Annotated in this window: 1 protein-coding gene; it reads right to left on the reverse strand. The window is 45.6% G+C overall.

The genetic code is table 11. The features are described from left to right. Nucleotides 1-33: 33 nt before the first annotated feature. The gene (locus FLM53_RS01435; RefSeq protein ID WP_176681012.1) at nucleotides 34-25,299 is read right to left on the reverse strand and encodes a retention module-containing protein; all 25,266 of its coding nucleotides are present in this window, start codon (nucleotides 25,297-25,299) and stop codon (nucleotides 34-36) included. Nucleotides 25,300-25,690: the final 391 nt, after the last annotated feature.

The following is a 25,690-nucleotide window of genomic DNA, read 5'->3' on the forward strand; positions in this document are numbered from 1 at the left end:
CTGGCCTATTTCGTTTTGGTTTAATGGTTCGCGTTAACCGTGAGTGATCACATTCTGCTGTACTAATGCATCCAGAATATCCGAAGGCATAGTGCCACTTAGTGTTAACTGAGGAGCAAGGTCTTCAACCACGATCACTTGCTCTGTGGTTCCTATACCATCTGGGTTGATCGTAAGCTCAATATCATCCCCTTCCACTTTCGCATCTATCTGTTGTAGCAATGCAGTCATGTCTGGAGATGAATTCTTAAGCTCTGGCAAGACTTCGCGCAAATCAATACTGTCCCCTTCAGACAAATCAAAATCGGTAATCGTATCTTCAACACCATCTTCGATGTTCAGCCACACGAATGAATCCATACCATCGCCACCAGTTAGAATATCTGAACCGCTGCCGCCAATGAGCGTGTCGTTACCGTCACCGCCCACGAGCGTATCATCACCTGCACCACCTTCCAGTCGGTCATTACCTGAACCACCCGTTAAGTCAGTCGCATTAGCACTAGCCAGTAACTGAACATCATCGGTTTCCGAAGCCAAGTTGATATCAACCGAATTCGACACAATGTTCAAGTTCAGGTCTATCGATGCAGAGGTCGCTGTATCGTTGTTGTCAGTCTCTTCAGAAACTGCCTCAACTTTCAGTGTGTAGTTACCTGGAGTTTGAGAAAGCCCAACCGCTTGCAAGCTTTCGATTGCATCCGCCGTTGCCACCCACACACCGCCGCCAAGATCCGTCACTGAACCCGCTGTACTGGTGATTTGAGCGCCAGCAGGCACATCACTAATATGCAGCGTTAGCTCTTCTGTAATGTCCGTTAAGGCTGCGATAATCCCAACTAAAGGAATGCCACTCGCACTCACAGACTGACTCGCAGTAATGTTTCTCACGTAGTTAGTCGCACTATCGATAGACAGGGTTGGTGCATTCGCCACTGGCGTTACCGCGATGTTGTAAACCACAGGTGCTGTCTCTATCGCAATACCTGAAGGGTTGCCGCTGTCTTTGGCGACAACTTCTAATCCAATGCTATTGGTTGGAGACAGGCTCGCATCAAGGAACACACCATTTGGACTGGTTGGCGTATCAATCAACGCATTCAGGTCACTCAATGTCCCCACTAAGATGACTGAACCCGTGTTGTTGCCGTTAACAACAACCGTCGTCATTGCCGGAAGTGATACATTCAATGTACCGTAATCCACCGTCAGCGTGACTGTCATTAAGTCATCAGAAAATGTATCAACATAATCAGGGTCACTGACATTGATACCACTCAACAGTTGACCAGCATCCTCATCGACAAGTGTGGTGACACTGTCACCATTAACAACAGGCGTATCGTTCACTCCATCGACAATCGCGGTGATCTCCGCTGTATCCGTTAGGAAATCATTAGCGCCGTTGGTTGTACCATCATCCTCTACGGTATAGGTAAACTTAACGTTGCCGTTGTATTCATCAGCTGCCGTAAATACCCAGTATGGGCCAGTGATCATAGCGTCATCAACGCCACCTGCGTTCTCGAAGCGTTGTAGCTGACCTTGACCTTCATCGAGCACCAGATTAGTCACGGTAATCGTGTCATTTTCCAGATCGCTCGTCGCAGCAATTAAATCGCCCTCTTTGATGATCAACTGCCCTTCTTCAAGGATGTTGCCTAAGTCGATGTCCGTTGCCACCGGCTGATCATTCACTTCGGTTACTTCAAGACTAATTTCAGCACTGTCGGTTTGGAAATCATCCACGCCATTAGTTGTACCGTCATCAGTAATTGAATAATTGAATTTAACGTCGCCGTTAAAATCGTTGTCCGCTACAAATAGCCAGAATGGTCCGGTAATCGCCGCGTTATCTGCGCCACCTGCATTTTCAAAGCGCGTTAGTTGGCCTTGTCCCTGAGTCAGAGTTACACCTGTTACCGTTAAGTTGTGGTTTTCTGGATCAGAGCTTGCTGCAATCAAATCACCTTCAACAATGACGATTTGACCATCTTCCGCAATCGAACCTAAATCAACATCAGTTGCCACAGGAGCGTCATTCACTTCCGTTACGATGAGGCTAATTTCAGCGCTATCGGTCAGGAAATCATCCACACCGTTGGTGGTACCGTCATCAATAATGTCGTAATTGAACTTCACGTCGCCATTAAAATCATTAGCTGCAGTGAATATCCAGAATGGTCCAGTTATCCCAGCGTCATCAGCACCACCAGCATTTTCAAAGCGCGTTAGCTGGCCTTGCCCTTGTGTAATAGTGACACCAGTTACAGTGAGGTTATGATTTTCTAGATCAGAACTCGCTGCAATCAAGTCTCCTTCCACAATCACTATTTGACCATCTTCAGAAATCGAACCTAAATCAACATCAGTCGCTACAGGAGCGTCATTCACTTCTGTTACTTTAATGGTGAAAGTAGTTTGGTTGGTCTGTGCTGTATTCGGGTCACCGGCGTCAATCAAGCCGTTATTACCGCCGTCATCGAGTGTTGCATTGATCGTGACTAAACCACTCTGGTTGAGATAGTTCTGGTCTGGGTCGGGTTTGAAAGTCACGGCCCCATTAGTCAATGCGGTATTGATGTCGGCTTCTTTACCAGTAACCACCAATGAACCGTCTGGTTGCAATACAAACGTCACGTCAGGTGAGCTCGTAAACTCAAACACACCTTGCGCTCCCGGCAGTGTTTGATCAATTTCCAACGTCAACGTATATGGCGCATCTGGGTTATCAAAGTTAGCGTCAACATCGTAGATACTGAAGTTATCGATAGCGATGCTAATATCTTCCGGCGTCTCAATGTTGGTCACATTCACAAATGTCGGTTGATCGTTAATTGGATCAATCACTAAATCAACATCGAAGATGGTTGGTGTACCCAAGTATTCAGTATTGTCAGCATCGGTATCCACAGAGCGAACTGTGACCTGCAATGGGCCAGTAATGCCCAACGCATTACCAGTATCGCTATTGTGTTCACCAGAATTAAATACGATCTTATCGAGTGACTGAGCTGAGACATCCAGTGTCCATAGCTGTGTCACAGGATCGTAGCTCGCTAAGGTTGTACCATCAGGGTAGAAAATAGACGCATCTTGAGGCACGCCTGCCACTTCAACTCGAAGTGTTTCTGGCGCATTCTCGCTATACGTGCCACTGCCTGTTGCGGATAGCTCTTTATCCAAAATCGTCGCATTGATTTCGATATCAATGTTTTGGCCTTCATTGCCAGTCACAGAGTCAGTTGGATTGGTATCAACATCATCGCCCACAGGAAGCACATGGACTTCAAAGCTCGGCAACGTACCTGCATTCGTTGGAACACCTAACAAAGACTCTTGAGTAAAGACTTCGACACCAAATTCAAAGGTACCACTGAAATCTTTCGGCGGTAGAACAGAGATCTCACTTAAATCAAATGACGTTGACACGCTAGGCGGTAATTGGACACTCCAGACTCCTCCACCATTATTCTTCACAGTAAAGTCTGAATTGTTATCGACTCGGAATTGGAAACCATCCGGCACGTCAGTAAATTTAATGGAAACAAAGGATTCTGAACCATCTAAATCCGTCAAACCAATTGAGATCGGGCTAGTTCCAGACAACGAGATTTCTTGATCTTCGCTACCCGTAATTTCGATAACATCAGGGTCACTACCCGGCCCTGTGATTTGGACATCATCCACTACAGGGACCACTTCAAAGTTCACACTTGTAGAGAAGGTATCTGTGTCAGTTGCGCTGCCAAGAGGAGACGAGGCGTCATTGTAGGTCGCTGTATCGGTAATCGTACCGCTAACATTAACTTGTACCTGATTAATATCGTTACCCGTTGGGTAATTAAGTGCAGGACGGAACAAGACGTTATCGAGAGCACCTGCGCTGATCTGGGCTTCATTAAAGGTCACCGTTGTGCCAAGAGACGTACCCGTTCCATCATAGAAAGCGCCAACACTCGTGTCATCCAAAGTCAGCGTAATAGAAGTGAATTTTTCATCCCCCCCTTCAACCCCACTGACTTGGTCAGCAATGGTTGTGCTGAAATCAAGCTGAATGTAAGTATCTTCGTAACCGACAGGATCTTGTCCAGCTTGACCATCGGTATCGACAGGGATAAGAGAATCGTCAAGAGAACCAACAACCGTAACATCGATATCAGGGTTGCCTTCAACATCTGGTGCAACTTTAATGACCACTTCTGTCACTAGAGTTTTCTCATCACCCGACAATACGTCTTTAGTTACTATCGTCAACGGCAACCTAAAGTCGCCAGAATAGTCAGCAGGCAGATTAAGTAGTAGACCTGAGAAATCCGTTGGAACACCCTGATCGACCGTTGTTTCAAATACATATTTCCCGTTTACGAAGTCAACATCACTGCCTCCTCCTAAACTGATTGGGAAAGTTATTCCTGGCGGGATAGTCACAGAGTCATCAATAATGATAGTCACTTGGTCTGTTGAAGCGTCTTCACCGGAGAATGTGATCAGACTATTTAGTGCCGTTCCTAAGTCTAACTGTGTATCCTCTACAGCATCGACAACGCTATCTGGTGTCATCGTAATATCTGCAGCTACCTCGTTCCCGCCAACAAGCACTTCTGGGAATGACAAGTTCACCTCGCCTTCCCTCTGAACCGCAGCTGATGACTCAGTTTCAGCGCCATCACCTCGATCAATAACGGTACTATAGATGGTCATCTTGATGTCATTGAACACACCAGAGGTGCCTGATAGAGGTGGAAAAGCAAGACCGTTCGGTGCACTAATGCTAAACAGATCTTCATTGGTTACCACCCAACGACCATTGCCTTCATAAGCGGCACCAATAACAAGTAACTGATTAAGCACATCATCTGATAGCGCCGAGTCGTCCACGTTTGTTAATTGGATAACTAACTGGTCCACTTCTTCGATAGCGGATGAAGCATCTGTTTCTTGGTATCGAATAACAAACTCATCCGTAACCGATGTATTGTCACTGTTGGTTGTAAATTTGAGAACACCAGTTAGAGCATCCGCGACCACTGTACCCAAGTCTGTAAGACCTGCGACCTCATCGACCACCAGTTTGTTGCTCGCATCTTCAGGCTCAACCACAGGTCGCACACGAACATCAATTGAGCCCGTGATTGTCGCTGTAGCAATACCCTGGCTAGGGTCAGTTGCATCAACATGTTCATGATCGCGTTCTTCAATCATAACAACCGTATTAAGCGTAAAGTCGGTACTTGAATCTTGTTCGGGTGTTATCTGAATAAAATTATTGTTCAGCGCGATTTGAGTAAACTCTTCTGCCGTCTGTCCACTCTTCGGAGTAATGGTTAAAGTCCCTGCGGCAGCATCGTAAACCCAAGTTACATCGCCATTAACCACAACACTTTCAACATCCGTTGGAATGTCACTGATGATAATAGAAGTGAAATGCTCATCATCGTCAATATAGTCAGTACCTTCTGGGTGCCAATCGATGTTGATAGCCGTATCTTCGTCGCCGTTGGTCACGGTATTGTAAGTTGCTGAGGTATCGATCCTAGGCTCAACTAGTACTCGAACTTCTTGGTCGAACGTTAAGGTATGGCCATCGTTCTCGGTCACTATCACTTGACCTTGAATGTGGATATTCTCTGTCGATGAGTCGACAGGTCTGATGCGAATACCTGAGGTTTTACCCGCCTCTGTAATGTTCGCTTCGTAGATAGGTTTAGATAAATCAGGGCTACCGCCCGGTCCCGTTTCGTAACCAACAAAGTTAAGGTCGATCACCGTACCGTCGCCGTCTTCGAGAATCACGCCATCTGGAATGCCCGATAGAATAACCGTTATAGACTCCGAGCCATCGTCAGCTAATGGCGTAGTACCAGTATCAGGTCTTCTTTCTCCAGACAACACTGTGAAGTCCAACTCAGCAAAGCTATCGCCGTTTTGGCTCTCCTGAATGGTAGTTTGAACACCGCTTGCAGGGTTAGGATCGGTATCAGGTATTGCAGTCCATGCCGTACCGTTGGTACCGCCGTAAGGAATATCAGCAACACCTTTCACTTCTACGTTAACCGTTTTAGTACCTAGGATCTCTTCATCGACTTGCGCACCTGTAGAAAGGTTCGCGGTGTCTTTGACAACACCGGTAACCTCAAACGTGAAGTCAACATTGCTGTGTTTAGCCGGAACGATCTCTACGTTGGCTAGATCTGAATACGCCACTTCCTGATAATCGACACCGTTAATGGTGATTGTCGGAACCGGTGTGGTGGTTCCAAGGAAATAAAGCACCGCACCTTCAGTTATATTGCTGATGCGAACAAACAGCTCTTCGGAGCCATCAGTGTCCACCGAGCCATTCATGGTGATCACTTCATCCAATGTGAAGGCATCTTTATTCGCCAGAGGACCTATGTAGTCTGGATCATCAATATTGTCTTCATTAATACGAATTCGGTTAACACTGAACGAGCCAGGATCCGCGTCAGCAGTCACATCAATGATGATGTTTTGCTCTACAGAGCGAGCGGTCGTTTTGTCTACCCCACCATTAGCTGAATCATCGTATGGGTTAAGCGTCTCTTCCGTAATTGCCGTCGCTTTGAACTCAATTTGCCCAGAGAAGTTATCAATAGGATTAACTACGGTGCTATTGATATCAGCAGATGCGATAATATAAACACCATTAACTGGCGTAAGCACTGTGCCATTTTGGTCAAGCAGCTCAAACTTCCCGTCGCCTTGAACAGCTTCAAGCTCATAGGTAATGGTTTCAGTTTGGCTATTATCTTGTGACACTGCGTTCAGTTGCAACGTGACATCGTCTTCATCTTCGTTCACTTGATATTGATACGTGCTGTTGGAATCATCCCACGTTGCAATATCCGCTACCGCTTCAATCTCAATTCTGAAGTTTGAATTGACGGTGTGATCTGTACTGCCATTTTTCTCAATTTCAAGCTCATAACGAACTCGCCCACCAGTTTCATCCGAACTAGCGTGTTGGTCCGGAACAAAGAACAAGTTGTCTATCGTCGCGATAGTTTGTCTCGGTTCATTAGGATTAGGAGCAAAGCTTTGTTCGAGTTGAGGAGGACCAAATATAATGCTCCCATTTGGCTCAGGCACTAATTCAATGTACTTAGAGCTAACAGCATCCAAGTAATAAAAAGTACCTTGGTGACTGTCACCTCCGTTCGGGCTTTTAATCGTCAACTGCCCAATAGATTCAGCGTTATCTTGGTCATACAGACTCACTTGCAGCGCAACTTGCGCTGGTGCATCAGGCAAATCAATCTGGTTATCTTGAACATTCTCAAAAGTCGGCTCTTCGCCTGTTGCGTAAGGTATGGTTGAGTCTCTACCCGCATCCTCGAAGGTCGTCACTTTCAGCGCAATTCTTGTAGAGTCCCTATCAGTAATCGAAATATCTAACGGGGTTTCAGAGGTGTCTAAATCTCCATCCGTCGCAATCACGTTAATCGAGAAGTCGATGGTATCAAGGCCGTTATGATCTAGATAACCATTAGCTCTGAATTCAACTTCACCATTTGAGTCGATACGTAATCGACCAAGTTGACGAGTATCAGCTCCTCCATTCGTCTGCTCGTAGACTCGAACCACTTGGCTGCCACTACTTAAATCTAAGCCGCTGCTGTATGGCCCGTTGTTTCCTGTTCGGAACACAATATCGGCACCATTGCTGGTAATACCCTCTATGCGAGTCAGTGCTGCGCCATCAGCTCCCACATCCGTCGCATTGGCAAACATATCGACTTTAGAACCATTGTAATTCTGACCTTCAAGACGAGTAATCGACTGAGTTGTCACTAACGGAACATCATCCGTCACTGTGATTGTCAGATCAATCGCGTTTGATTGGTCTTGGTCAAAGTCTTCAGCCACAACTGAGAAACCAAGTTCGATGTTGTTTTCATCGCCACCATCAGGGTGTTTAAGAGGTTTAAACAATTCAAACTGATAGCTGTTATCCGAGGTATCGAAAGTAATCTCAAACACCGCCTCATTGCTCGTCACGGTTTGAGCAACATAGGTAAATGTTGTGCCTACCTCTGAAACAGTTAACCACTCTAAGCCTTCTCCATCGGAAGTTAAGCCAGCCAGAACCAAGTCTTCATCAACCAGTTCATACTTCACAACGCCATCGGCGCCTTCATCGACAGTGAACAATCCATTAATAATGGTGTCTTCCGTCTGATCCGACCCAATACCTGTAAGATCGTCTTCATCAACAACCGTTTCACCGGTCGGAGCGGTCATCACAGGCACATCATCTAGCACCTCGATTGGCAATACATATTGGTTAGAATCATCGCCATCACCGTCAACGGCAACAACATCAAATGGTATTGTTAATGTATCGAGGTTACTCGGTGTCGTAGCGTGATTGAGAGGGCCAAGCAAGGTAAAGGTGTAAGCACCATCATCAGTCAACACTAATGTGAAAATTGGCTTTCCACTTGGGTCGGTTGCCCCTTGGTAGGTGGTCGTATTAGCAGCACCGGTAATTTCAGTGATCTTAATACCTTCGCTGCCCGACGATAGCGTTGCTTCCAGCGTTGAGATATTACGCAGTTCGTAAACCTCAACTTGGTCTGCGCCTTCTGTGGTAACAAACGAACCCGTTGCTTGTGCCAGAGTGCCTAAATCATCTTCATCAACCACAAACGTACTTGCAACAGTCGTATCAGTAATGGTTGGCACATCATCAGTAATGGTCACCGTTAGCGGTTTCATCGCTGAGTCAGTATTGTCTTTGTCGACAGCGATAACTGGCAAGGTGAAAACTTGATCGTTATTACCCTGTACTGGAAGGTGATCTAACTCTTCCAACAAGGTGAATGTGTACTCTCCTAGAACCACGTTGCTAAACGTGATGGTGAAGATATCCGTTTGTACACCGCCGCTTTCAACGTAACCAATATAATTATCGCTGTTCAGAGGATCTTCTTTTAGCTGAACCACCAAACCATCCGCTTTCAGATCGCCAGATGTGTTGAACTGAGTAGTATCAATACGGAAGTAGCTCACATCATCACTTCCTGCTGTGAAAGTAATGGTTTCAGTTTGGCTCACGGGTAATCCCGGAGAAGAGCCGTCGACTAAATTCGCTTCTTCCAATGCAACCGTTGGTACTGTGTCTATTACTGGTGGAGCACCATCTGCAATAGTCAGCGTCACTGTTGAAGTGACAATGTCGCCATCTTTATCTTCCGATGTCACCGTAATGGTCTTAACAATGTCACCACCAGAATGATCGAGGTTGCGTTTAGGCTCGAAACGTACATCACCTTCGAGATTGATAAACAAGGAACCTTCAGCGAACATAAACTCTTGTTCACCCGTGTCGGTTTGTACTAGTGACTCTTCAGGTTGGCTGCCATAGGTAAATTTAGTGATTGTGGCGCCATCTGCACTTTGCGCAGGCATCACATCAAAGACTGTTGTAGTCGGTGTTCCTGTGGTTGGCTCTGTGATGTTGAGCGCACCTGACTGCATCAGTTGGACATCATCAGTAATAGTGACAGTAAGCGGTTTAGACGCAGAAATATCACCATCGGTATCTTCTGCATAAACAGAAAGATCAAAGCTCAGATCGTTATTTCCCAAGCCATCAACATGGTCTAAACGTTCAAGCAGAGTAAACGTATATTGGCTCGGATTCATGTCATCAAAGTCTAGAGTGAAGATAACTTTCTCAACACCCGAACCATCCGTCGTGAATGCGATGTAGTCACCAGAGTTTGCAGGGTCTTCGCGCAAACTCAATTCAAGGCCATCCGACTTCAACACGCCGTTGGTATTGAACAGCCCTACTTCCACCACTATTTCAGCAATATCATCACTGCTTGCAAGTGAAGTAATGGTTTGAGTCATACTCACAGGGTTTACGCTAGGCGTAGAACCATCCGCAAGTAAGCTTTCTGATAATGCCACACCCGGCACAACGTCTATTGTTGGTCCATCACCATCAACAATGGTGAGAGTGACTTTTGATGAGAAGATGTCGTTATCAAAATCTGAAGAGGTGAACACAATCGATTTAACAATGTCGCCTGCTGAGTGATCAAGGTTTCGATTTGGCTCAAACCTCACATCACCATCTAATGTCACAAACAGTGAACCTTCCGTGAAAACAAACTCTTGTTCACCGCTAATACTTTGATTCAGAGTAATTGCAGAGCCACCGTCATACGTAAACTGCGTAATGGTCGCACCGTCTGCACTTGGTATTGGCATCACATCAACGGTAGCCGTTGTAGGAGTACCAGTATTAGGCTCAGTAATGGTTAAGAAGCCATCTTGCATTTGCTGGAGGTCATCTTCTATCGTAACCACCACATCGCGTTTCGTTGATTCAGAATCATCTGTATCAACGGCATAGATAGGCAAACGGAACGTGAGATCGTTGTAAAGCACGCCATCAAGATGATCGAGAGCCTCGATTAAGGTAAATGTAAACTGAGCTTTGTTTACACTATCAAAGCTAATGGTAAATACATCGGTAACGTTACCCATACCATCATCGGTATAACCAATGTAGTCACCAGCAGAAGAAGGATCTTCTTTTAGTTGAACAACAAGACCACTTGATTTCAACAGATCACCAGGGTTGAATTCGTTGGTCGCAATTCTAAAGTGACTAAAGTCATCACTTCCTTCTGTATACGTAATTGTGTGAGTCGAACTGACCGGAGAACCAGTTGGTGTCGAGCCATCCGCTAGGTTAACTTCCGATAAGTTAACATCTGGAACCACGTCAATTACTGGATCGATACCGTCTTTGATCGTCAAAGTGACATCTGCAGTATCTGTATCGTTATCAAAATCACTGGTGGTAACGACAATCGTTCTTACGATATCGCCAGATGAATGGTCTAGATCTCGGCTCGGCTCAAAACGAACTTCCCCTTCAATAGTGATGTACAGCAAGCCATCGGTTACGGTAAAGACTTGTTCTGTGGCGATGCTTGGGTCTAACGTTACAGCTGTACCACCATCGTAAGTAAATTGTGTCACTTTCGCGCCATCAGCACTCTGCGTTGGCATAACATCAATAATTGGTGTCGTAGGTGGCGTGCCCGATGCCAAATCAGCTAATGAAGGCTCAGTTATACTCAAGGTACCATCTTGAACACCTTGTACGTCATCGGTGATCGCAACCGTCATTGGCGACATTGCAGAATCATCACCATCCGCATCAACCGCTAACACAGGGACATCGAAGCTTAGTATATTATTTTGCAATCCATCTACATGATCTAATGCTTCAAGCAGTGTGAACGTATATTGCCCTAAATTGCTCGTCGAGAAGCTAATCGTGAAGACGTTAATTTCTGCGTTAGAACCGTCTTTAACGAAGCCAATATAATTACCAGAATTAGCTGGTTGCTCTTTTATCTCGACATCTAAACCGTTTGATTTCAAAGCTCCCGAAGTATTGAACTGCGTAGGGTCAATTCTGAAATGACTGACGTCGTCACTACCTACGGTATAGGTAATGGTTTGTGTCATCGTTACTGGATTACCCGTTGGCGCAGAGCCATCAGCCAGATCCACCTCAGATAACGTAATCCCAGGAACAAGGTCGATTGTAGGAAGGTCACCATCAACAATCTTAAGTGTCACTGTCGATGTGACAATATCGCCATCGAGATCAACAGACGTCACCTCAATCGACTTGGTAATATCACCACCTGCATGATTTTGATTACGTACAGGCTCGAATCGTATCTCACCTTCCGTCGTAATAAATACCGAGCCTTCCGCGAAGACGAACTCTTGTTCACCATTCACATTTAGATCAAGGCTTTCTGCAGTGTTACCGTCAAAAACAAATGAAGTGACTTTCGCTCCGTCGGCGCTTTGGTTTGGCATCACATCAAAGGTATTTGATGTTTCAACACTTGATGCCGGCTCACGACTGGTGATTGTGCCGTCTTGCATCAATTGCACATCATCACCAATGGTCACACCAAGCTGAGAAACTAACGAGTCATCGCCATCACTATCAACCGCATACACAGGCAGATTAAAGCTTAAATCGTTGTTGCCACGTGCATCTTGATGATCCAGAGCTTCGATTAAGGTAAATGTGTATTCGCCTAAGGCTCCAGCGTTAAAGTCCAGCGTAAATACTGTCGTCTCTACATTAGACGAACTGGTAGTAAAACCAACATACTGACCAGATCCTTGAGGATCTTCACGCAGTTCGACCGCTAAACCATTCGATTTAAGTGCATCGTTCGTATTGAACTCGGTTGGTTCCAGACGGAAGCGAACAACATCGTCACTTTGGTTGGTGAAAGTAATCGTCTCCGTTTGACTCACCGCACTACCACTTGGCGCAGAACCATCAGCTAGGTTTGTTTCTAAGAGCGTAACGCTTGGCACCGCATCGATGGTTGGAATATCACCATCAGTAATGGTTAGTGTTACGGTTGAAGTCACAGGATCGTTATCAAAATCACTTGAGGTTACTACTATCGACTTCACGATGTCTTCGCTAACTGAATGGTCAAGGTCGCGATTCGGTTCAAAGCGCACTTGGCCTTGCAGAGTAATAAACAACTCCCCTTCTGTGAAACTGAATTGCTGCTCACCTACGATGCTTTGATCGAGTGTTTTGACAATACCGCCAAATGAGAATTCAGTGATCGTCGCACCATCGGCACTTTGATTTGGCATCACATCAATGGTGTTGGTTGTGATGGTTCCGTCTGCAAGATTTGGCTCAGTGATATCTAACGTACCGTCTTGCATGATTTGGACATCATCACCAATGGTCACATTGAGTTGAGACACCAGTGAATCATCGCCATCACTGTCGACAGCGTAAACAGGTAGATCAAAGCTCAGATCGTTGTTATCCAAACCATCCGCATGGTCTAACGCTTCAAGCAGAGTAAAGGTGTATTCGCCCAAACTACTCGTAGAGAAACTAATGGTGAACACTGGAACTTCAGCGTTCGAACCATTGGTAATAAAACCTATGTAAGTGCCCGGATTCGCAGAGTCTTCTTTTATCTCAACCGCAAATCCATTCGATTTAAGTGCACCACCCACGTTGAACTCGGTTGGCTCAATACGGAAACTGGTTACATCATCACTTTGATTGGTAAAGGTAATCGTCTCTGTTTGACTGACAGCAGTACCGCTTGGAGTTGAACCATCTGCTAGGTTGATTTCAGACAAGGTAACACTTGGCACCGCATCGATGGTTGGGATATCACCGTCAGTAATGGTCAGAGTGACCGTTGACGTCACCACATCGTTATCTAAATCGCTTGAGGTCACCACTATCGACTTCACGATGTCTTCGCTCAGCGTGTGATCCAGATTGCGGTTTGGTTCGAAGCGAACTTCACCTTGCAAGGTGATGAACAGAGAACCTTCAGTAAAGACAAATTTCTGTTCACCTGTGTCGTTTTGGTCGAGTGTTATTGCCGTCCCGCCATCGTAGGTAAACTGGGTAATTGTCGCGCCATCGGCACTTTGATTAGGCATTACGTCAACGGTGGCTGTGGTTGGAGTTCCCGCAGCCAAATCAGCAACCGCTGGCTCAATAATATCAAGCGCTTGGTTTTGCATAACCTGTACATCATCACCGATGGTGACGTTAAGTTGAGATACTAGTGAGTCATCACCATCGCTATCAACGGCATAAACAGGAAGATCAAAAGTCAGATCATTCTTCGCTAAGCCATCTACATGGTCTAATGCTTCAAGTAAGGTGAAGGTGTATTGGCCTAAATTGGTATCCGAGAAGCTAATCGTAAACACGTTAGTTTCAACATTCGGAGCCGTTGTCACAAAGCCGATGTAGCCACCCGGTGTGGTTGGATCCGCTTTCAACTCAACCGCCAATCCGTTCGATTGCAAAGCACCACCAACATTAAACTCAGTCGGTTCAATGCGGAAGCTCGTCACGTCATCACTTTGATTAGTAAAGGTAATGGTTTGAGTTGAACTTACCGCACTTGCATTCGGAGCAGAACCGTCACTCAGATTCGTTTCTGACAGCGTAACGCTTGGCACTGTATCAATGGTTGGGATATCACCATCAGTAATGGTTAGCGTTACCGTTGAAGACACAAGATCGCTATCGGAATCACTGGAGGTTACGACTATCGACTTAACGATATCGCCGCCAGTATGGTCAAGGTTACGACTTGGTTCAAAACGAATATCGCCTTGTAGAGTGATATACAATGACCCGTCTGCAACCACGAATTTCTGCTCGCCCGTATCATTTTGGTCAAGCGTTAATACAGCACCACCATCGTAAGTAAACTGAGTAATGGTCGTGCCATCAGCACCTTCTTCATCAAGGACATTAACGATAGGCGTAGTCGGCGTACCTAATGCCAAATCTGCAACCGTTGGCTCTTCAATAGTGAGAGAGTCATTAACCATCACTTGAATATCATCAGTGATAGTTACTGCCAGTGGCGACATTAGCGAGTCATCACCGTCGCTATCGACAGCGTAAACTGGCAAGTTGAATGTTAGATCGTTATTGCCTTGAATCGGCGTGTGGTCTATCGCTTCCAAAAGCGTGAAGGTGTACTCACCCAAAGTGGTACTGCTGAAATCGAGTGTAAACACTGTGGTTTCGACATTCGAAATATCAGTCGTGAAACCAATGTAATTGCCTGAACCTGTTGGTTCTTCTCGAATCTCAATGATTAAGCCATCGGACTTGAGCGCGTTGCTGGTATTAAATTCACTTGGCTCTAAACGGAATTTCTCAACATCGTCACTTTGATTAGTGAAAGTGATGGTTTCCGTTTGGCTAACCGCACTACCACTTGGCAATGAGCCATCAGCGAGATCCGCTTCTTTAAGCGATACACTCGGCACCGCATCAATAGTCGGATTGTCACCATCAGTAATGGTCAGCGTAATGGTTGAAGTCACCGGATCGTTATCAAAATCACTTGAAGTCACCACAATCGACTTCACGATGTCTTCGCTAACTGAATGGTCTAGGTCGCGGTTCGGCTCAAAGCGCACTTCACCTTCAAGGGTGATATAAAGCTTGCCTTCCGTGAAGCTGAATTGCTGTTCGCCAGTATCATTTTGGTCAAGCGTTCGTAGCTGACCATCATAAGTAAACTGAGTGATCATCGCGCCATCGGCACTCTGATTTGGCATCACATCAATGGTGTTGGTCGTGATCGTGCCGTCTGCAAGGTTCGGTTCCACAATATTTAACGTACCGTCTTGCATGATTTGAACATCATCACCGATGGTCACATTCAGTTGAGACACCAATGAATCGTCGCCGTCTGTATCAACTGCATAAACAGGCAGATCGAAGCTCAGATCGTTGTTATCTAAACCATCCGCATGGTCTAAAGCTTCAATTAAAGTAAAGGTGTATTCGCCCAGTACGCTCGTAGAGAAGCTAATGGTGAACACTGGAACTTCAGCGTTCGAACCGTCGGTAATAAAACCAATGTAAGTACCTGGATTCGCTGAGTCTTCTTTTATCTCAACCACAAAGCCATTCGATTTCAGTGCACCGCCCACATTGAACTCGGTTGGCTCAATACGGAAGTTTGCTACATCATCACTTTGATTGGTGAAAGTAATCGTCTCTGTTTGACTTACAGCACTGCCACTTGGTGCGGAACCATCGGCGAGATTCGTTTCATACAAGGTAACACTTGGCACGGCATCAATGGTTGGGATATCACCATCAGTAATCGTCAGCGTCACTGTAGAAGTCAGTACATCATTGTCTGAATCGCTTGAGGTCACCACAATCGACTTCACGATGTCTTCGCTAAGCGTGTGGTCTAGATTACGGTTTGGCTCGAAGCGAACTTCACCTTGAAGAGTGATAAATAACTCCCCTTCTGTGAAGCTAAATTGCTGCTCACTAGTGTCTGTTTGATCTAGTGTTCGTAGTTGACCGTCATAAGTGAGCTGAGAGATCGTCGCACCATCAGCACTCTGATTTGGCATCACATCGATGGTATTGGTTGCGATTGTGCCGTCTGCAAGGTTTGGCTCCGTGATATCTAACGTGCCACCTTGCATGATTTGGACATCATCACCAATGATTACGTTTAATTGAGACACCAACGAATCATCACCATCGCTATCGACCGCGTAAACTGGTAAGTCGAAACTCAAATTATTATTTGCGAGGCCATCAACATGGTCTAACGCTTCAAGTAAGGTGAAGGTGTATTGGCCTAAATTGGTACCTGAAAAGCTAATCGTGAATACGTTGGTTTCAACATTCGAACCATCCGTAACAAAACCGATATAACCACCCGGCGTTGTTGGGTCAGCTTTCAGCTCGACGGCCAAACCGTTGGATGTCAAAGCGCCACCAACATTGAACTCAGTCGGTTCAATTCGGAAGCTTGTCACATCATCACTTTGAGTGGTGTAAGTAATGGTTTGAGTTGAACTAACCGCGCTGCCGCTTGGTGCAGATCCATCACTCAGATTGGTTTCTGACAAACTCACAGTTGGCACACTATCAATGGTTGGGACATCACCATCGGTAATGGTCAGCGTGACGGTTGAGGTCAGCACATCGTTATCGGAGTCACTAGACGTGACCACGATTGATTTCACGATGTCTTCGTTCAGTGTGTGGTCTAGATTACGATTGGGCTCAAAGCGCACTTCACCTTCAAGCGTGATAAATAACTCGCCTTCTGTGAAGCTAAACTGTTGCTCGCCAGTGTCATTTTGGTCAAGCGTTCGAAGTTGGCCGTCATAAGTGAACTGAGTGATCGTCGCGCCATCAGCACTCTGGTTTGGCATCACATCAATGGTGTTAGTTGTCACTGTGCCAGCAGCCAAATCTGCGACGGTTGGCTCGACGATATCTAACGTGCCATCTTGCATGATTTGAACATCATCACCGATAGTGACATTTAACGGAGACATCACTGAATCATCACCGTCACTGTCTACCGCATAAACAGGCAGATCAAAACTGAGGTCATTATTACCTCGTGCATCTTGGTGATCTAAAGCTTCGATGAGTGTGAATGTGTACTCACCCAATGAACCAGCATTAAAACTCAATGTGAATACTTGAGTTTCTACGTTTGTCGCGCTGGTCGTAAAACCAATGTAATTACCCGACCCTGCCGGATCTTCACGTAACTCAACGGCTAAACCGTTCGATTTAAGGTCATCGTTAGTATTGAATTCCGTTGGCTCAATACGGAAACGAACAACGTCATCACTTTGGTTGGTAAACGTAATGGTTTGAGTCGAGCTTATCGCGCTGCCACTTGGCGTGGAACCATCACTCAGGTTCGTTTCAGAGAGCGTGACACTTGGCACCGCATCAATAGTCGGATTGTCACCATCCGTAATGGTCAGCGTAATGGTAGAAGTCAGAGAGTCATTATCGAAGTCGCTTGAAGTGACCACAATCGACTTCACGATGTCTTCACTCACCGAGTGGTCTAAGTTTCGGTTCGGCTCAAAGCGCACTTCCCCTTCAAGAGTGATATAAAGCTTACCTTCTGTGAAGCTGAATTGCTGTTCACCCGTGTCATTTTGGTCAAGCGTTCGTAGTTGACCGTCATAGGTAAATTGAGTGATCGTCGCGCCATCGGCACTTTGGTTTGGCATCACATCAATGGTGTTGGTTGTCACCGTACCGTCGGCCAGATTTGGCTCGATGATATCTAACGTACCGTCCTGCATGATTTGGACATCATCACCAATGGTCACATTCAGTTGAGACACCAATGAATCGTCGCCGTCTGTATCAACCGCATAAACAGGCAGATCAAAACTCAGATCGTTATTATCTAAACCATCCACATGGTCTAACGCTTCAATTAGAGTAAAAGTATATTCGCCCAAACTACTCGCAGAAAAACTAATGGTGAACACTGGAACTTCAGCGTTCGAGCCATCAGTAATAAAGCCTATGTAAGTGCCCGGATTAGCAGAGTCTTCTTTAATCTCTACCGCAAACCCATTGGATGTCAGAGCTCCACCTACATTGAACTCGGTTGGTTCAATACGGAAACTCGCCACATCATCACTGCCTGCAGTAAAGGTAATCGTTGCAGTTGCGCTCACTGCACTTCCGCTTGGTGCAGAACCATCGGCGAGATTCGTTTCAGACAAAGTAACGCTTGGTACCGCATCAATGGTTGGGATATCACCGTCAGTAATGGTCAGCGTCACTGTGGAAGTCAGTACATCGTTGTCTAAATCGCTTGAGGTCACCACAATCGACTTGACGATGTCTTCGCTAAGCGTGTGGTCCAAATTACGATTTGGTTCAAAGCGAACTTCACCTTCAAGAGTGATGAACAACTCACCTTCTGTGAAGCTAAATTGTTGCTCACCAGTGTCTGTTTGATCCAGTGTTCGAACTTGGCCGTCATAAGTGAACTGGGTAATCGTTGCACCATCAGCACTCTGATTTGGCATCACATCGATGGTATTGGTTGTGATTGTGCCGTCTGCAAGGTTTGGCTCAGTGATATCTAACGTACCACCTTGCATGATTTGGACATCATCACCGATGGTTACATTTAACTGAGAAACCAAAGAATCATCGCCATCGCTATCGACCGCGTAAACCGGTAAGTCGAAACTCAAATTATTATTTGCGAGGCCATCTACATGGTCTAACGCTTCAAGTAAGGTGAAGGTGTATTGGCCTAAATTGGTATCTGAGAAACTAATCGTGAACACGTTGGTTTCAACGTTCGAACCATCCGTAATAAAACCGATGTAGCCGCCCGGTGTGGTTGGGTCGGCCTTCAGTTCGACCGCAAAACCATTTGATGTCAAAGCACCACCAACATTGAATTCAGTCGGTTCAATACGGAAGCTGGTCACATCATCACTTTGAGTAGTGTAAGTAATGGTTTGAGTTGAGCTAACCGCGCTGCCACTTGGTGTAGAGCCATCACTTAAGTTGGTCTCCGATAAAGTCACAGTTGGAACATTATCAATGGTTGGGATATCACCATCGGTAATGGTCAACGTGACGGTTGAAGTCAGCACATCGTTATCGGAGTCGCTAGACGTCACCACAATCGACTTCACGATGTCTTCGTTCAGCGTGTGGTCTAGATTACGATTAGGCTCAAAGCGCACTTCACCTTGAAGCGTGATGAATAGCTCACCTTCTGTGAAGCTAAACTGCTGCTCGCCATTATCATTTTGGTCAAGCGTTCGAAGTTGACCGTCATAAGTGAACTGAGTGATCGTCGCGCCATCGGCACTTTGATTGGGCATCACATCGACAGTACCGGTTGTCACGGTACCATCTGCAAGATTCGGCTCGACGATATCTAACGTATCGTCTTGCATGATTTGAACATCATCACCGATGGTCACACTTAACGGCGACATCACTGAATCATCACCATCACTGTCTACCGCATAAACAGGCAGATCAAAGCTGAGCTCGTTATTGCCTCGGGCATCTTGGTGATCTAAAGCTTCGATGAGTGTGAATGTGTACTCACCCAATGAACCAGCATTAAAACTCAATGTGAATACTTGAGTTTCTACGTTCGTCGCACTAGTAGTAAAACCAATGTAAGTACCCGACCCTGCCGGATCTTCACGTAACTCAACGGCTAAACCGTTCGATTTAAGATCATCGTTAGTATTAAATTCAGTTGGTTCAATACGGAAACGAACAACGTCATCACTTTGGTTGGTGAACGTGATGGTTTGAGTCGAGCTTACCGCACTACCACTTGGCAATGAGCCATCAGCGAGATCCGCTTCTTTAAGTGATACACTCGGCACCGCATCAATAGTCGGATTGTCACCATCAGTAATGGTCAGCGTAATGGTTGAAGTCACCGGATCGTTATCAAAATCACTTGAAGTCACCACAATCGACTTCACGATGTCTTCACTCAACGAGTGGTCGAGATTTCGGTTCGGTTCAAAACGCACTTCACCTTCAAGAGTGATATAAAGCTTACCTTCTGTGAAACTGAATTGCTGTTCGCCAGTATCATTTTGGTCAAGCGTTCGTAGCTGACCATCATAAGTGAACTGGGTGATCGTCGCGCCATCAGCACTTTGGTTTGGCATCACATCAATGGTGCTGGTTGTCACCGTACCGTCGGCCAGATTTGGCTCGATGATATCTAACGTACCGTCCTGCATGATTTGGACATCATCACCAATGGTCACATTCAGTTGAGACACCAATGAATCGTCGCCGTCTGTATCAACCGCATAAACAGGCAGATCAAAACTCAGATCGTTATTATCTAAACCATCCACATGGTCTAACGCTTCAATTAGAGTAAAAGTATATTCGCCCAAACTACTCGCAGAAAAACTAATGGTGAACACTGGAACTTCAGCGTTCGAGCCATCAGTAATAAAGCCTATGTAAGTGCCCGGATTAGCAGAGTCTTCTTTAATCTCTACCGCAAACCCATTGGATGTCAGAGCTCCACCTACATTGAACTCGGTTGGTTCAATACGGAAACTCGCCACATCATCACTGCCTGCAGTAAAGGTAATCGTTGCAGTTGCGCTCACTGCACTTCCGCTTGGTGCAGAACCATCGGCGAGATTCGTTTCAGACAAAGTAACGCTTGGTACCGCATCAATGGTTGGGATATCACCGTCAGTAATGGTCAGCGTCACTGTGGAAGTCAGTACATCGTTGTCTAAATCGCTTGAGGTCACCACAATCGACTTGACGATGTCTTCGCTAAGCGTGTGGTCCAAATTACGATTTGGTTCAAAGCGAACTTCACCTTCAAGAGTGATGAACAACTCACCTTCTGTGAAGCTAAATTGTTGCTCACCAGTGTCTGTTTGATCCAGTGTTCGAACTTGGCCGTCATAAGTGAACTGGGTAATCGTTGCACCATCAGCACTTTGCTCTGGCATCACATCAATGGTATTGGTTGTGATTGTACCATCTGCAAGATTTGGCTCAGTGATATCTAACGTACCACCTTGCATGATTTGAACATCGTCACCGATGATCACATTCAGTTGAGACACCAGTGAATCATCACCATCACTATCGACCGCGTAAACCGGTAAGTCGAAACTCAAATCATTATTTGCGAGGCCATCTACATGGTCTAGTGCTTCAAGTAAGGTGAAGGTGTATTGGCCTAAATTGGTATCCGAGAAACTAATCGTGAACACGTTGGTTTCAACATTCGAACCATCCGTAACAAAACCGATGTAGCCGCCCGGTGTGGTTGGGTCAGCTTTCAGCTCGACCGCTAATCCGTTTGATGTGAGAGTACCGCCAACGTTGAACTCAGTCGGTTCAATGCGGAAGCTTGTCACATCATCACTTTGAGTAGTGTAAGTAATGGTTTGAGTTGAGCTAACCGCGCTGCCACTTGGTGCAGAGCCATCACTGAGATTGGTTTCCGACAAGTTCACTGTTGGCACATTATCAATGGTTGGGATATCACCATCGGTAATGGTCAACGTGACGGTTGAAGTCAGCACATCGTTATCAGAATCGCTAGACGTCACCACAATCGACTTCACGATGTCTTCGTTCAGCGTGTGGTCTAGGTTACGATTAGGCTCAAAGCGCACTTCACCTTCAAGAGTGATGAACAACTCACCTTCTGTGAAGCTAAACTGCTGCTCGCCATTGTCATTTTGGTCGAGCGTTCGAACCTGACCATCATAAGTGAATTGCGTCACCGTTGCGCCATCGGCACTTTGATTTGGCATCACATCGACAATACCAGTTGTCACTGTGCCATCTGCAAGATTCGGCTCGATGATATCTAACGTACTATCTTGCATGATTTGAACATCATCGCCGATAGTGACGTTTAACGGAGACATAAGTGAATCATCGCCGTCGCTATCTACCGCGTAAACGGGTAAATCAAAACTGAGGTTGTTGTTGCCACGGGCGTCTTGGTGGTCCAAGGCTTCAAGTAAAGTGAAGGTATATTCACCTAATGTGGTGCTAGAAAAACTCAGCGTAAATACCGTGGTTTCGACATTCGTCGCACTAGTAGTAAAACCAATGTAGTCACCCGACCCTGCCGGATCTTCACGTAATTCAACAGCTAAACCGTTCGATTTAAGAGCATCGTTAGTATTGAACTCCGTTGGCTCAATACGGAATTCCTCAACATCATCACTTTGATTGGTGAACGTGATAGTTTGAGTCGAACTGACTGCGCTGCCACTTGGAGCAGAGCCATCGCTCAGATTCGTTTCAGAAAGAGTAACGCTTGGAATAACGTCAATCGTAGGGTTATCACCATCGGTAATGGTCAGCGTTACGGTAGAAATCAGAGAATCATTATCGAAGTCACTTGAAGTGACCACAATCGACTTCACGATGTCTTCACTCACCGAGTGGTCTAAGTTTCGGTTCGGTTCAAAACGCACTTCACCTTCAAGAGTGATATAAAGCTTACCTTCTGTGAAACTGAATTGCTGTTCGCCAGTATCATTTTGGTCAAGCGTTCGTAGTTGACCGTCATAGGTAAATTGAGTGATCATCGCGCCATCGGCACTTTGGCTTGGCATCACATCAATGGTGTTGGTTGTTATCGTACCATCAGCCAGATTTGGCTCGATGATATCTAACGTACCGTCTTGCATAATTTGGACATCATCACCAATGGTCACGTTAAGTTGTGATACCAGAGAATCATCGCCGTCTGTATCAACCGCATAAACAGGCAGGTCGAAGCTCAGGTCGTTGTTATCTAAACCATCCGCATGGTCTAAAGCTTCAATTAAAGTAAAGGTGTATTCGCCTAACGTACTCTTAGAGAAGCTAATGGTGAATACAGGAACTTCAGCGTTCGAGCCATCAGTAATAAAACCGATATAAGTCCCCGGGTTAGCAGAGTCTTCTTTTATCTCAACCACAAAGCCATTGGACGTCAGAGCTCCACCTACATTGAACTCAGTTGGTTCAATACGGAAACTCGCCACAGCATCACTGCCTGCAGTAAAGGTAATCGTCTCAGTTGCGCTCACTGCACTTCCGCTTGGTGCAGAACCATCGGCAAGATCTGTTTCAGATAAAGTGACAGGTGGAATCAGATCTATAGTTGGGTTCTGACCATCGGTAATACTCAGCTCAAGTGTTGAGGTATCAGTATCTCCATCACCATCTTCAGCTAAAAATGAGAACTGTTTTACTATCGTTTCACTGCTTGAGTGGTCGATATCACGAGCGACTTCAAAACTGAAATCACCGTTTAATGAGATAGTGACGACACCCTCAGTAAAACTGAAAGTCTGGGGCGCATCGGGAAGCAGGCTTTGATCTAGTGAGTAATCAACACCATCATAGTTAAACGATTGAATTGTAGAGCCATCTGCGCCTTCGAAATTGAACAGGTTATACGAAACAATAGTATCACCCGCTAAAGTGGGCTCAGTGACTGACTCAACCTTATCAACTAGCTCCACAACATCATCTGTTACATTGACGAGAATCTCAGCGGCTTCTGGTGTGTTCGAGCCTCCAGACAGTGCAGAACGGTCTCCATCCGCATCAACGGCATAAATAGGCAGAGCGAAGGTCAACAACGCGTCTTCAGCGCCTTGGTGAGAAAGCTCTTCGTACAGAGTGAATTCATAGTTCCCCAATGATGGACTATCAACTTTCACGTCAAAGACCGTAATTCGAGAACCATTGACTTCAACATAGCCTTCGTAAGCTCTTACACCGTTAGTTTCATCAATAAGCTCAAGCAATACGGCTTCGCCATTAGACGTTAAAGAGCCACCAGTATTAAACTCCGTAGGTTCAAGCTCGTAATGATCGATGATGTCACTTTCAAAAATATCGGCAGTGATGCTTCCGCTACCCGCTACAGGCGCGGTTCCCTCTTGAGAACCACCCACAATACCAGCTTCATCAACATCAATACTGTCAACATTGGTCACAACCGGGCTATCGCCATCAGTAATCTCAATGTTAATGGTATTAGTTACAACATCTTGGTCAAAGTCCGTAACCGTGATCGGCAGCGAAAAAGAGAGTGAGTCAGTGCCGATCTGTTCGATCGGATTAAACTGCTCAAATTTATAAGTGCCATCGGTATCAAGTGAGATAGTGAGAACCACCTCACCACGACCTTGGATAGCCAAAGTGATCGTCGTGCCATCATCAGAAAGTCTTGCCAGAGTGTTCTGATTGTCACTGAGTACGCCATCAAACTGCTCTAATGCACTTGCATCAAAGACTACTGATTGAAGGTTGTCACTTCCGATATTGGAGAACGTGCCTTCGATTGCAGCACTGCTCGTTTCAACGTTACTGATATTCACACTTTCAGCAGACGGATCTACCCCGTCAAATACGGTAACTTGCGTGTTGATAGGTGTTGCTAATGGGTTTCCAGCGGTGTCTTCGCCTTGAATATCGAAAGTAATATCTATTTGATCGCCAGTATAGGAAACTTGGCCACCACCGACAGACGCTACATGATCAATCGGCTGAAAAATCGTTGTGATTAAAGAAAGCTCAATGTTATTTCCAACACTGACGGCATTAATGTCGATGCTTAAAACTGTATCGGTACCTTGGACACCAATAATAGAGTTGTTTGTCGCGTCGTAAGTGAAGGTGACAGGCTGGCCGCTTGAGGTTATGTCACTGTTTAGCTCACTGAGTAATGAGGCGAGGGATAAAGCCTCTGGAGCAAAAGAATCTGGAGCGAGCGCTAAACTACCAGCAATGATGGTTTCTATAGTCGTGATAGATTGAGGATAAGTATTATCAGATATCGAGCCTTCAGTAAGAGCTTCACTGATTGATTGGCCGCCTGATGAACGAGTGATCGACCTGAACTCTTCTCTGTCTTCATCAACGGTTTGTTCTTCCAGACCTGCGGTCTCGAAAAATGTCGAGGGATGAGTTTCTGTATAGTTATAGTCTATCGTCACAAAGCCTGCGTTTGCAGAACCTTGTCCACCACCAGCAGCTGTTGCTTCTAAGATTTGAGTCGGATCGGCACCACCTAAAATGGCTTCTTGGATAGCAGCAAGGTCGTCTTCGGTGAAGGTTTCTGCGTCTGCTTGCTGTAAGTCAAAATTAACCTCACCCGCTATTGGGGCGTCTACCCAAGCTGCATTTTCATCAACACAACCGACACAATTCTCTGCAACCGGAATCGAATCATTCTGAACGCCTAATACAAGTTCTGACTTGTTGGCCGTAATCACGATCTCATTTTCACGGATGGTATCGCCAACTGAAATTTTTCTTGCGCTGCCGTCTGGCTTAACTACGACGACATCTCCACTAGCTGCTTCAACTACCGCAACCTGGCGCGAAACTTCGATATCCATATATCCCCCGTTGTCACAAAACACTATTCTCGAGCGCTGTGAAAATTATTTGTAATAGCAATTTCAGGTTTCATTTGAATGCAGACTTAACTCTCATCAACGGCAATCCATTGTCACGTCCAACTGGCCTAAAAAGAGAAAAGCATTTCACCTGTTTTTTTATAGTTTACTTACTCTTAAGCCTAGTCTTCCCCATAAAAAATGCCATGTCTGTGCTAAGGGACGTCTTTTCACAAATCGAGGTATTCTTGTTGGGGTTTGAAAAACTTAGTTAAAAGTTAGTATGGTGCTGATTTATATGCAAATAAATTCACAATGTAATTGCACCTCATTATTTATAAATATATACAGCAATAAAGTTGATAAATCATTAGCAAACATGGGGCATTAA

Source organism: Vibrio sp. Scap24, from assembly GCF_013394185.1.
In the GTDB taxonomy this organism is placed as follows: Bacteria; Pseudomonadota; Gammaproteobacteria; order Enterobacterales; family Vibrionaceae; genus Vibrio; species Vibrio pomeroyi.